10 protein-coding genes are annotated in these 13,291 nt (G+C 47.1%); 5 read left to right on the top strand and 5 right to left on the bottom strand.

The features are described from left to right. Positions 1-49: 49 nt before the first annotated feature. Together ACJJIQ_RS07140 and ACJJIQ_RS07135 are read right to left on the bottom strand one after the other, a co-directional pair. Positions 50-1,258, bottom strand: coding sequence for an ABC transporter permease (locus tag ACJJIQ_RS07140; RefSeq protein ID WP_445364143.1), 1,209 nt, complete (start codon positions 1,256-1,258; stop codon positions 50-52). Beyond that, on the bottom strand, positions 1,248-1,985 hold the full coding sequence (locus ACJJIQ_RS07135) for an ABC transporter ATP-binding protein (RefSeq protein ID WP_444908153.1): 738 nt from the start codon (positions 1,983-1,985) through the stop codon (positions 1,248-1,250). The genes ACJJIQ_RS07140 and ACJJIQ_RS07135 overlap by 11 nt, the downstream gene beginning before the upstream one ends. Before the next feature lie 86 nt (positions 1,986-2,071). Here ACJJIQ_RS07135 and ACJJIQ_RS07130 point away from each other — a divergent pair, with 86 nt between their 5' ends. After that, positions 2,072-2,695 (top strand): DUF3299 domain-containing protein, encoded by a 624-nt coding sequence (locus ACJJIQ_RS07130; protein WP_445364142.1) that lies wholly within the window; start codon positions 2,072-2,074, stop codon positions 2,693-2,695. Between the two features lie 51 nt (positions 2,696-2,746). On the opposite strand, the gene ACJJIQ_RS07125 is transcribed toward ACJJIQ_RS07130, so the two are convergent. After that, positions 2,747-4,972 (bottom strand): S46 family peptidase, encoded by a 2,226-nt coding sequence (locus ACJJIQ_RS07125; protein ID WP_445364141.1) that lies wholly within the window; start codon positions 4,970-4,972, stop codon positions 2,747-2,749. A gap of 613 nt (positions 4,973-5,585) precedes the next feature. On the opposite strand from ACJJIQ_RS07125, the gene ACJJIQ_RS07120 reads away from it, so the two are divergent. From ACJJIQ_RS07120 to ACJJIQ_RS07105, 4 genes are all read left to right on the top strand, one after another. Next, a complete protein-coding gene (locus tag ACJJIQ_RS07120) occupies positions 5,586-6,308 on the top strand; it encodes a DUF1826 domain-containing protein (RefSeq protein WP_445364140.1) in 723 nt (240 codons plus the stop codon). A gap of 42 nt (positions 6,309-6,350) precedes the next feature. Then, complete coding sequence (locus tag ACJJIQ_RS07115) at positions 6,351-8,663, top strand: TonB-dependent receptor (protein ID WP_445364139.1); 2,313 nt, start codon at positions 6,351-6,353, stop codon at positions 8,661-8,663. A gap of 165 nt (positions 8,664-8,828) precedes the next feature. Then, on the top strand, positions 8,829-9,044 hold the full coding sequence (locus tag ACJJIQ_RS07110) for a hypothetical protein (protein WP_445364138.1): 216 nt from the start codon (positions 8,829-8,831) through the stop codon (positions 9,042-9,044). Between the two features lie 530 nt (positions 9,045-9,574). Beyond that, positions 9,575-10,132 carry a hypothetical protein gene (locus ACJJIQ_RS07105; protein ID WP_157953999.1) on the top strand — a complete coding sequence of 186 codons (558 nt, stop codon included), beginning with the start codon at positions 9,575-9,577 and terminating at the stop codon, positions 10,130-10,132. Positions 10,133-10,302: 170 nt separating this feature from the next. Here the strand turns inward: ACJJIQ_RS07105 and ACJJIQ_RS07100 are convergent, their stop codons facing one another. Then, the gene (locus ACJJIQ_RS07100; protein WP_445364137.1) at positions 10,303-10,788 is read right to left on the bottom strand and encodes a DUF6702 family protein; all 486 of its coding nucleotides are present in this window, start codon (positions 10,786-10,788) and stop codon (positions 10,303-10,305) included. 107 nt (positions 10,789-10,895) lie between these two features. Continuing rightward, a complete protein-coding gene (locus ACJJIQ_RS07095) occupies positions 10,896-13,259 on the bottom strand; it encodes a M1 family metallopeptidase (protein WP_445364136.1) in 2,364 nt (787 codons plus the stop codon). Positions 13,260-13,291: the final 32 nt, after the last annotated feature.

The following is a 13,291-nucleotide window of genomic DNA, read 5'->3' as shown; positions in this document are numbered from 1 at the left end:
AAATCTAGAGAAAGTCTTACTCTGAATTTGGCTCGGCCTCAGCTTCTAGTCAATGCAGAAGATCACTATCCCCCAAAGACTGGCGGCATGCACTTATAGCGGGAATAGCAGCCACAATTAATGTGCTTACCAGTACTAAAGCTAAAAGCACAATCGTATGTTCGCCTATAACAACGCCGTCCAAATAGATTCCAAATTTATCTGTCAGAATTGGCTCAACCAGCCAGCCTCCCATTACCAATCCAGAAACAGCAATTGTCGCACTTAAAAGTAAAACCAAAAATGCCTCAGTCTGGATCAATAGGAATAAAAACAAAGGGCCAGAACCTACAGTTCTCAGTAGTGCTATCTCCAGTCTGCGCTCGCGCATCGTGGAAAGTAGTAAGATACATAAGCCAAGTAATGCAGCCAAAACCACCATAGCTGAGACAAAAAATAATACCTTTTCTATACCACCGGATATCTGCCAAAGCTCCGATAGTGCAATGCCCGGCAATATTGCCAGCAGCGGCTCCTTCGAATATTCGTTTATTTTTCTCTGTACCTGAAATGTAGCTATAGGGGAATTAAGCCCGAGTAAGAAGGCAGTAATGTTATTAGGCACCAGATCATCGTGCTCCGCATCAGCACCATGAACTGCTTCCAGTCCCGCCAAGCTCACATAGAGTGCTCGATCTACTGGTGTACCAGTAGGCTTGAGTATTCCGCTAACGGCAAAGGGATTTTCACCGTGCTCAGTAAAGCGTGTTCCAACAAGGCCATGGGCTAATATTAGAGTGTCATCAAGTTGGTAGTTGAGTTCCCGAGCGACCTCCGCCCCCAATATAACACTAAAAGTATCGATAAAATTCTGGCCGGTTGATAGCTCCAATGGCCTCTTATTCCCATACCGATAGTGATCGAGAAATCCCGTTGAGGTTCCCACCACCCTGTAACCTTGGTGCGAATCCCCCAGGGATAGGGGTATCGCCCAACGTACCTGGGGTAAGTGAGTAAGTTCCTGGTAGCTATCCCATGAAATATGATTGCTGGCATTCCCAATATGGAATACGCTGTATAACAAGAGATTCAATTGTCCCGTAGGCGCCCCAACAATAAGGTCTACCCCTGACACAGTTCGACTAAAGCTGTTTTTAGTATGGCTTCGCAACTGCTCGATCCCCAACATTAGAATCAAACTGATTGCTACAGACAATACGGCCAGTGACACACTACCCTTACGCTGCATCAGGCTTTGCCAAGCAAGTTTAAAAAACATCGGCTAAAGCCTCCGGTGCAGTGTCCCACTCGGGCCTAAGTTTCCAGGCAATATTTATTTCGCGCATATCCATAACCAGAGGGAAGTGTCGTTCCAAAGAGCTATCGTGGCTGACAAAGATCAGAGTGCATTTCTTTTGCTGACATGCAGTCATCAACAACTGGACAAAAGCATCTCTCGCTTCAGGGTCCAAAGCAGATGTAGGCTCATCAACCAGCAATAACTGCGGTTCATTGATCAATGCCCGCACGATTGCCACCCTCTGTTGCTGTCCGACACTCAAGCTGGCCACTTTCTTGGGTAAAATTTCCTCTCCTAAACAGAGTCCCGTTAGCAGCTCATTAACCCTGCCGCGAAAATCGCCACGGAAACCAGAAAAGTGGGTAGCGACACGAATATTGTCCTCCACACTCAAATAGGGAATTAGGTTAAAGCGCTGAAATACAACGCCAATATGTCTCGCCCTGAAGCGATCCCGCTTGCGCTCACTCAGTGTACCCAGTGGTTGACCCAGAACCTTAAGGCTTCCAACTTTTGTTGACAGAATACCGGCCAGGAGGTTCAGCAGTGTTGATTTACCACTACCGGAGCGGCCACGTAAAAATACCTGCTCACCGACAGGCACTGACCAATAAGGGACCTCTAAAACCGAAGGACCTGTACGATAGGCGAAGCGCAGCTGCTCCACTTCAACCGCTAGTTTCAATTTCGTAGTGAAAGCATTCATCTTGCACCTCATTTGCAGCATGGATTTTTGCAAACAGATATATAATGATATATCAAATCATTTGATACGATAAATAAACCCCAGCCATGAACAGATATCTCTTCTCATCAGCCTGCACCCTGGCAATCGTACTACTCGTAGCTGGCTGTGATAGCCCAGTTGAAACCAATCAAGTTTCAGCGCCAGTCGCTGAAGATACTCAAGTCAAACAGGTAAGTATCAATTATCGTGAAGTCAGCTGGGAAGAGTTAATCCCAAAAGATGATCTGGATGCGTTACTCAACCCACCAGAATACATAGATGATATTGTTGAAGGCTCCACTGCCGACTCAATGCCTAACACATCAGCTATTGCCACTACGAGCGAAAATGAAAGCCGCTACCAAGCCGCTTTGACTTCCACCCGAATAAAACCAGAGTTCGACAACCAACAGATACGTATTGCTGGGTTTATAGTTCCAATTGAATTCAATGACGAATTAACAATTTCCAATTTCCTTTTTGTTCCCTACTTCGGAGCCTGTATCCACCTGCCGCCCCCACCCCCAAATCAGATTATCCATGGCAGTTTTCCTGAGGGAGTTCAAGTTGACGCTCTGTACGAACCTTTCTCTATAGAAGGGAAACTGAGAACATTGAAAATAGAAAGCGAGTTCGGAACTGCGGCTTACAGTATGGAAGTGGATAACATTCAACCTTACACAGAATAATGTCCCCGGCGAGCGCTGCTCACCCGGGGACACTACTTCATCGATTGCCGGCTATTGGCCCATCTCCCGAACCAGGTATCCGGCACCGTCGATATTCTCCATTACCCAGAGAATGTAAGCGATATCGACATGAATCGCCCGGGTGCTATCGGTGAAGTCCCAATCAGCATTGATGCTATCGTAGGTTCCGTCAAATACGACTCCCACCAGCTCGCCGCGACCATTCATTGTCGGAGATCCTGAGTTACCGCCCGTAATATCTACGGTACTTAAGAAATTAACCGGCACCGAATCCAGCTGCTTTTCATAGTAACGGCCATAGCTCTTCTTATCGATAGCTTCCATCAAAGCCTTAGGGGCATCAAAGGGAGCCTCACCTGTGTACTTGGCCTTAATGCCACGCAAAGTTGTAAAGGGTACAAAACCTTGCTTACCGTCATTGCCGTCAGCGGCCTTCTTAATCGTACCTGCTGGTGGCTCATAGCCTTTGACCAAACCATAGGTCACGCGGAGGGAGCTATTTGCATCAGGATAAACCGGCTTACCCAGTGAGTGGTAATAATCAATCAGCATTTCCATATACTGTGGGCGCAACTGTGCAAAGCGACCTTTCATGGACTCCTCATGCTCTTCACGCGTAAGCATGTCTTCGTACATGGCCACTGCCAGCTGGATAAACGGGTCTTTGCTCTCTTTAAAGTCTTCAGGCTTTTTACCGATCCACGCTTCACGTACCTCGACATCGGAAAGCTCTGTTTCCTTATACATTTTGTCGAGTGTTGCCTCTAAGTCTGTATTGCCTTTGCCGATATTCAAGAAACGATCAAAGCTGGCTATACGCTGCTCCTTCGGGAGTGCCTGGTAACGGTCCAGGAAGTAGAGCCAGATCTGTTTGTCGACTGATGGATGATAGCTGCGTTCAATACGACGCATGCCCTCTGTGAATCGGGTCAGATCCCTTTCCTGATAACCCGGCTTGCGCTTAGCATCAGGTTTTTCGTTCTCTTTAGCCAAACGATACAGTTTGCTCGCGGCACCCAGCATGGCTGAACGATCCATATAATCGATGGCCAGGTCCTGCTCACGGGTTGATTCTTTTTCTACAACCAGCGCCTCGAGATCATCGATCGTCGACTGGTATTTTTTCTCGCGGGCCTTGTCTGAATCCACCCAAGCTTGCAAATCTTTTTCCAGCTTTTCTTTACGCTGCAATAGATCGCTACGCTGGTAACCCTCCATCATGCCGGTAAAGTTTTTAGAGTAATTATTCAAACCTGCCACGAGGCTTGCATACTTTAACTCTGCATCTTTATTGTCGGCAGTTGCCGCACCAATCGTTTCCGACCATTCACCCAGCACCCGCTGCATGTTTGGGTAATACCAGTTGAAGTTGCTTTCCACTTCCTGGGCAGTGCGATAACGGTTTGTACGCCCCGGATAACCGGCAACCATCACGAAATCACCTTCTTTAGGCCCTTTTGCAGCTACAGGCAAATAGTGCTTGGGCTCGTAAGGGACATTATCTTTGGAATAATCAGCCGGTTTACCATCTTTGCCAACATAGGCGCGGTAGAAAGCGTAATCGCCAGTATGGCGAGGCCACATCCAGTTATCGATATCGCCGCCGAATTTGCCAATCGAAGACGCCGGCGCATGAACCAAACGCACATCGCGGATTTCCAGCTGCTTAACCAGGTAGTAATTCAAACCGCCGTAGTAGCTATAGACCTCACAGCGATGGCCCGGATCTTTTTCACACTCGGAAACCAGCGCCTTCTCCGCTTCTTCGATTGCGGCAAAACGTGCAGCGCCATCCATCTCATCTGTCAGGCGTTCGTTGACCTTGTCCGTTACTTCGTTCATTGCAACGGTGACGTAGACGCGGGAGCCCGGTGCAGCAGGCAGCTCTTCAGACAAATCTCCGGCCAGGAAACCTTCAGCCAGTAAATCCTTGGATTCAGTTGAATTGTATGAAATTGAACCGTAGGCGCAGTGGTGGTTGGTAATCACCAATCCCGTGGGGGAGACAAAGGAAGCGGAACATCCCCCCAGGCTGATCACCGCGTTCATTGGAAATTCGGTAAGCTTGGTCATGCTGGCTGGGTCCAACTCCAGGCCATGAGTGCGAAGCTCTTTGGACAGCTCAGGCAACTGGTGAGGTTGCCACATGCCTTCAGTCGAAACACTCTCTTTCTCTGCGGCGAGGCTGGCGCAACTCGCTCCAGCAAATAATGCAGCAGTTGCAACCCCGTAAACAATAGAATTATTTATTTTCATATTTACTCAGCAATATTTAAAAAAATAACAGGTTAATTATGAGTGCTTCCCAACGCTAACCCTGTCTTTTCCGGTACACCGAAAATTCACTCATAAACACGGCAGGCTGACAGAGTAACACACCCTCCCCAGCTGCACCCCTAGCTAAATCCTGCCAATCATTGTCATTATTTCCCTGGCTCCTCCACTCAAGTGGGATAAACCATAAATACATAATTGATATACTGTATCATTTTGATCCAATCAAATCTGAGCAAAATGTGAATTATGACGACAGCAAGAAAGAAATCTGCGATAAACAGTTTTGCTGCTAAAAAGAACATCGCCGAATAATCTACTTGCGCCAGGCAGTGGTCAATACGCCTCACCAAGGTTCCCTCCAGCTATCAGAACTCCCGATGAATTCGGTCTTCAAGCTTGATTCACCCCAATGTTGGAGGTTGCCTAGGCCGACCATTCCCGGCGTGATATGTTATATCATACTCTGTATAAGGAAGTGGGTAGTGCGAGTGAGGAATTTAGGTATTGCAGCGCCCGCCACAGCAGAGAGCAAAGCAATTAAAGCCTCTGAAAATAGTGTTTATTAGCCGAAGTTACTTAACTGGAGATTAGCTTGAGCCTGAATGACTTTACAGAAAGAAGCCATGAGACACTTATCACACAAACTCCAAGTGCTGAACTGGCTCCGAAAGAGGAAGGACTGTCAGAGGCAGACCTGCCAAATATCCGTCGGGCCGTGTCTGCAGATAATGGAGAAGTTTTAACAGATATTTTCCAAGCTGATATCAATATGGCCATCTGGCAACGGGAACTGCCCAGTAGCATAGCCAGTGATTGCCGCACCCTCTTAAATAGTGGTGTACACCCCAACCGCAGGATTCTATTACCCACCTCCAAGATCGAGCGCCTCGGTGAAGCATTGCCAGAGCTTGTTCCCTACCCGCACTTGTGTGCTGATATCCAGCTACTGGCAGACATGTTCAGTTACCTATTTGAGCTAAGTGGAGTCGGTATTCGTTTAACAACCCTGAACGGTGCAATGTGCCCCAAGTTTCATGTAGATCGGGTGCCCTGCCGATTGATTACGACATATTTAGGTACAGGTACAGAGTGGCTGACTCCAGACTCTATTGCCCCTCATACACTCGACTTGAAGGCCAACCAGGAATTTCCTTCTACTTCCATCAATCACCTGGCATGCGGCTCGGTTGCCCTTCTCAAAGGCGAACTCTGGGAGGGCAATGAAGGGGCCGGTCTAATCCACCGCTCGCCGAGTGTCGAGCCCGGCCAACTGCGACTGCTACTCACTTTCGATTTCGGGTCCGCCGACGAGTGAGGAGCACTTACTGGGACGTAAAACTCTTATTAGGAATAACCCATGAAATTTACCGCGAACCTTTTCGCACTGATGACTCTTTCAAACTTGGCCCATGGAATTTCCGGACAGGTATTAGATACTTCTGGAGAGCCCATCTATGGCGCCAGTATTGAAGTCGCGGGAAGTCGACTACAGACCCAAACAGATGCCCAGGGCCGATTTTCACTTGAGGTGAATACTTCACAGCTCCGCGAGATCCATATCAATGCCCCGGGGCACAGCCATAAGACAGTAATTTTACAAGCTGGTCAGGATGAGCCCCTGAAGGTTACCTTGCAATACACTGTTATCGAACAAATTGACGTAACAGCCACGCCATTACATGCTTCCACTATTGAATCAGCACAACCAGTAACAGTGGTAGCCGGTGAAGAGCTGCGTCGAAAACAAGCCTCCACTTTGGGAGAAACCCTCAAGAATGAAGTGGGGGTTCATTCCAGCTACTTTGGGCCAGTAGCCAGCAGTCCTATTATCCGGGGACTCAACGGCCCCCGTGTTCTGATTACCCAAAATGGGCTCGATAGCGCTGATGCCTCCCGAGTTGGCCCAGACCATGTCGTCGCCACTGAGACCATTACTGCAGAGCAGATAGAAATCCTGCGGGGACCTGCCACTCTATTTTATGGTTCAGGAGCCATCGGTGGCGTAGTCAATGTGGTAGATGAGCGGATCCCTACCTCTAGTGAAAACAGGACCGCTTACTCGCTGGGCAGCAATACCGTGGCAGATGAGCGCGAAGCCTCGCTGGCTCATACCGGCGGCAATGATCAGCTGGCGTATCACGTGGACAGTTTCTGGCGCAAAGGTGACAACTATGAAATTCCCACCTCAAGCGACTATGGCGAAGAATCCAGTGGGGTATTAGAGAACAGTGACTCAAAAAGCAAAGGGTTCAACATCGGTGGCAACTGGTTTTTAGATAATGGTTCAATCGGCCTTGCCTATGGACGCCTGGAGCGAGTTAATGGTATTCCTGGGCACGGTCACTCTGATGAACACGAAGATGATGAATCAGAGCATCATGATGAACATGAAGAAGAAATAGAAGTAGTTTCTGATTTGAAACAGGACCGATGGCAGTTGGTCAGTGAACTGTCCCTGGACAACGTATGGTTGAGTGGTCTGGACGCCAGAATTGGATACACAGACTACGAACACTCTGAAATCGAAAACGACGCCGTCGGTACAACATTCAGTAATCAGACACTTCAAGCTCGGGTCAACCTATTATTGCAAGAAAGGGCTGGATGGCGCGGCGCAATAACCCTGGAAAGCAAAACCACTGATTTTGAAGCAATAGGCGAAGAGGCGTTCACTCCGCCGAGCACAACGGAAAGCTCAGCGATTGGGCTAATACAGGAAAAGCACACGGGAGAGTTCCTATGGCAGTTAGGAGCCCGAATCGAAAGAGTCACTATCGAAGCCACCGATGATGACTGTGAGGGGGGAAATCTCGATAAGTTAGCTTTCACACCCTATAGCTTTTCTGCCGGCTTGGTCTGGGACATTGCTGCTAATTACAATGCCGGCATCTCTTTTACTCACGCCCAACGAGCACCCAGTGCCGCTGAACTTTTTTCTTATGGTCCCCATATTGGCACCAGCACCTTCGAAGTCGGCGCACTATTTAGACTGGATGACACAGAAGAGCCCTATTTTTACTACGAGAACAATGTTGAGGAAGAGGTTTCCAACAACATTGACCTCAGTTTTCGCCGGCATTCCGGAAATATCGGCTGGGTGCTGAATCTATTCTACAACCAGGTTGATAATTTCTACTACGAGCGAAATACGGGCTACACCAGCGAAGATATTGAAGAGCATGGTCACGATGAGGAAGAAGAGAGTCACGATCATGGCGAATTACCCGTTTATGTCTTCGATCAAGCGGATTCGACACTCTACGGGCTAGAAGCTGAATTTGCCTGGCAAATATCCAAGCCACTCACATTAACACTGTGGGGAGACACTGTTCGTGGAAAGTTAGATGACGGAGGTAACCTGCCTCGCATTCCACCTGCACGATTGGGCAGTATGTTAAGTTATAACTCCAATGGATGGGATGCAGGAATTGAGATTACGCACGCGTTTGAGCAAAACAAAGTATCAGAACTGGAAACCAGCACCGCTGCTTACACACTTTTGAATACTGAGCTTGCATACACTTTTCAAGGAAGCCAACACGACCTCACCGTTTACCTGAAGGCTAACAATCTAACTGACGAGTTAGCTTACGTGCATTCATCCTTCCTAAAGGAACTTGCTCCACTGCCGGGGCGGAACTTTAATGTTGGATTGCGAGGCATGTTTTAGTCAGGGAAAGGCTTTAGTCAATCAATGAAACCACCAGCAGTAATCATTGCCGGTGGTTTTTCCATTTTATAAATTGCCCTCAATAAGAACTTAGAAAAATCCCTGCGTTTTCACAAGAACTTCCCTTAGGGCCCGTAGGCACCAAGAAAATAATTAGGAGTTATTATGACCCAGCCAGTAGTGCCAGAGAATTTCAACGCTTGGCTACATTGCATTACGGTAGAGTGCGGCATCGAACTAACACCAGAATTTGTTGATGAGCGCATCAATGCACTGCAGGACAACAAGAACTACCACACCCGTAATTTTATTCTCTTATACGGGCAAGAACACCACCAGAAAGTACTCAGCTGGTTTAAACAAGTACATGAAGGAATATAACCCCGGAGACAACCAAAAACCACCAAGACCAAAGGACACAATAGCCTCGACTGGCATTATGTGACTCCAGATTAATAGTTTTATAAGGAAATCCAAACACCCTACCCATCGATGCGGATAATTTAAGAAAGATTTACATCTAGCTATTACTCCAACCTAAAACAACCATAGCGACCTCAACTCAACTGCCTTTACAAGCAACATGAAGCCGTTAATAACATCCAGAAATTGATACCAGAGATCACAGTTACTCAAACTAAAGATCTGAAACGGAAATTACGAAAATGAAACCCCTGATACCAAGTAGGGTTTTACGACTTGCCGCCCACAAAGCGCGGCCATTTAATCAAAAAATATAAAATAAAGAGTCGCATCTAGAGATTGCCATTAGCCGACTAAAATACAGCATTACAAATAGCACTTTTTTCTAACAGTTAGGTCCGCCATTCATTTATCATGGCTTCAATGCGATTCATTTGGTGCATTAACATTTAGAAAACAACTTCTAAGCATAAAAATAAGGAACAAAAATGCCACTAATGACCTTAATCCCTGAGGGGCAAACACCAGGTAGAAGAACGCGTCTGTTAGCTGAGGCGATGGGAAATGCGAAACCCGCTTTCATGAACGGCACTCTGACAGGACCAGAGCTTTCCCTTTATACAAAACTAAGCAGTTTGCAATGCTGGGACGCTGCGCTCTACTGTGCCTGGAGCGCCAAGGGTGTAAACTGCCCAAGTGTAACCATGGACAACAAAAACTATAATGTTACTGGTAACAATAACTACAATAGAATTTTTGGAGCCACCCCCAGAACCCGATCAGTTAATACTCTACACGATTTGATGACCTTGCCGGAGGGCTGCTTCGTTGGTTTTCTATCAAATTTAGGAGTTATGAGACATGTAATGATTCATACCTCAAATGGTCATGGAGCAGGCAATAAAAGTGACTGTGTTTTTACTGATGGAAATACAGGCGGTTGGGAGCTACTAGATATGGCTCATTTTTTTGGTAAAGATAGTAATCATAACGGCAACTCCCATACAACCATGATATATATGCCGGTAACGGGGCAAGTAATTTAACTCTTCTCAAGAGTGGACGTATAGCCTATTGAGCTATTCTGCTTTTGACTGCATCAGTTCAGATTTGATCTGACAGTTACCGGTTTTCAAAAGGTCTTCTGTCAGGTCAACCCTGAACTACAGCTCTTCAGACAAGCACAAAATTAGATGCTATCTGATAAATTTCCAGCTTATAAGGCAAACTCTACCCTACTCCCACCTGGTTTTAAGGTGTAACTTTGGGTTTTCTTACCTCGATTGACATTTATAGTATTCACTTGATCCTGCTCAATTTCCATGAGCATTGATTGCTTAACACTCAATTTTTTGCTGGAAATATCTACCAAAGGTATTTCCTGATATATCCAGATGTCATGAACATCGGACTCCACACCTACCCAATTGAGCTTCAACAACTCACCATTTTCCTGGCTAATCTGGAATCTTGAATTGACATAGCTCTCCATCTGTTTTTGTGCTTCATTCAATTCTTTACTGGCACTTATTGATAAGGCCTTTTCAATATCAGCAACAAAAAAACGATGGGAGACCTCCAGTGTTTGAGTGCGCTCGTTTACGGAGAGGTCGGTCAAACCAAAATGATAGCGATGTGCATTTGCCTGGAGTGTAAATATCGAGGTCGTTACTATCAACAAGAAGGAAAATAAAATTTTCATCAATTACTACCACAACACAATGAATGTTTCAGGTGGATACGTTAAGTAAAGAGCACTAAGTGCAGCTCTCCAGGCCCACTGCCGCAGAGCTGCACTTCTTCCAAGGCTTAATCTTCCTCTTTAAGCTCTACGTCCCAATCCTTCATCAAGTTACGCGGCTTCTCATCCTTAAATAGCTCCAGGCGAGACTTGATAATTCGGCGTGGGTAGAAATTGTTCTCCACATTAACATCTGCTGTTTCCCAGTGGGGGTCGAGCACTACTGACTTGAGTACCTTGCTCTTGTCCCGCACCAGCATTTTGGAAGTTTTCTTAGCATTGCGAGTCCAGATTTCCGCAGGGATACGTAAGTCCTCAATACTTCCATCTTCATATTCCAGGCGCAGGAGTAACGGCATTACCAGGCCGCCAATATTGCTAAAGTCCATTACATAGACATTGCTCTCTACTTTGAGCATGTCCTTTTCCCAGTCCTCAAGCCCTTCAAGTTGGCTTTGGTAGCTATTGCGGTCCGCATTGGAGACATCAAATTCATCGTGCTTGTTGTAGAAGTCTTCCAGCTCCGGCTTACCATCAACGATGCGAGTCAGCTTTCGTTCGCGGTTTTCAATTACAGTGATAGTGTCTGGCTCATTTTTATGCTGGGCCCGTTTCCAGGGACCTTCCACTTCAGGGTTCTTGGTGCCTACTGTGTAATGATGGACCGCATCAAGGCTGATATCGACATTATCGGTAGTATAGAACCAGCCACGCCAGAACCAATCAAGATCCATACCTGATGCATCTTCCATAGTGCGGAAAAAGTCCGCAGGCATAGGGCGTTTGAACTTCCAACGCTGGGCATATTCCCGGAAAGCAAAATCGAACAACTCACGCCCCATAATGGATTCACGCAGGATATTCAGTGCAGCTGCAGGCTTACCGTAGGCATTGTTACCAAGCTGAAGCACAGATTCCGAGTTCGTCATAATCGGAACCTGGTTTTCACTCTTCATATACTCGACAATTTTTCGTGCATCGCCACGGCGGGATGGATACTTCTCTTCCCATTCCTGTTCAGCCAAGAACTGTACGAAGGTATTCAGGCCCTCATCCATCCAGGTCCACTGACGCTCATCAGAGTTGATGATCATAGGGTAATAATTGTGCCCCACCTCATGAATGATCACAGAGATAAGCCCATACTTGGTGCGGCGAGAGTAAGTACGCTTGCTGCGGTCCTCCTCATCAATTTCAGGGCGCGGACCATTGAAGGTGATCATGGGGTATTCCATTCCCCCCACAGGGCCATTGACGGAAATAGAGACCGGATAGGGATAGTCAAAACTGTAGCGGTTATAGATATCTATTGTATGAATAATGGACTCTGTTGAGTACTTGTCCCATAGCGGAGTCCCCTCTTCCGGGTAAAAGGACATCGCCATTGTGTCGGTGCCGCCCTTTTTATAACCCTGTGCATCCCACAAGAACTTACGCGAAGATGCCCAGGAAAAGTCACGGACATTTTCCGCTTCAAAAACCCAGGTCTTGCGCTTGGAAGAGCGGCTTTTCTCGTTTTCGAGAGCCTCACTCTTTGTGACAATCATCACTGGCTTACTTGCAGTACGGGCCTTTCGCAAACGCTCACGCTGCTTGGAGGTCAACACATCCTTCGGGTTTTGAAGAACACCGGTTGCAGCAACGATATGATCCGCCGGCACCTCGATAGCAACACGATAATCCCCAAACTCCAGCGCAAATTCGCCACGCCCCAGGAATTGCTTGTTTTGCCAGCCGCTAACATCGTTATATGCAGCCATACGAGGGAACCATTGGGCGATCTCGTATAAGTAATTATCGTCGCGCTCAAAATATTCATAACCGGAACGACCACCCAGTGCTTTCTGCTCAATAACCTTGTAAGCCCAGTCAATCTGGAAACTCACGCTGGAACCTGATGCCAGAGGCTGGGGCAAGTCAATTCGCATCCCGGTATCGACAATAGTATGGCGAAGCTCCCTACCCCGAGTGTCGGCCACCTTGGTAATCTGGTATCCGCCTGGAAATTCGTCGGATACGACGGCACGACGAAAGCTTTTGAATGGAATGGTATCTGGAGCAATCGCCTCCATATCAACTGGCGTGGCCAAATTACCAGAGGAATTCGGCTTGAAACGGTTTTGATCCAGTTGCACCCACAAATAACGCAGGGTATCTGGTGAGTTATTAGTGTAAGTGATGGTCTCTGAAGCAGTTATCAGTTGTTTATCATCGTCTAGTGAAACTTTGATATCGTAGTCCGCTTGCTGCTGCCAATAGGCATGGCCCGGAGCGCCCGACGCTGTTCGGTAACTATTCGGTGTCGGCAGCAGTTCCTCCAGCTGGCGGAACTTATCACCGGTTACATTTAGGGGATCTGCGGCAAAGCTGCCCGAGGTTCCGGACATAGCAAGCCATGCCACAGTTAAGCGGCCGAGTAATTTTATATTCATTGGTTTACTTCAGAGATTTACGTCAGATTAAA

The organism is Microbulbifer maximicatervae (SeqCode) (assembly GCF_052468295.1).
The sequence above is the reverse complement of the archived record's forward strand: the minus strand, read 5'-3'. Positions and strand labels throughout refer to the sequence as shown.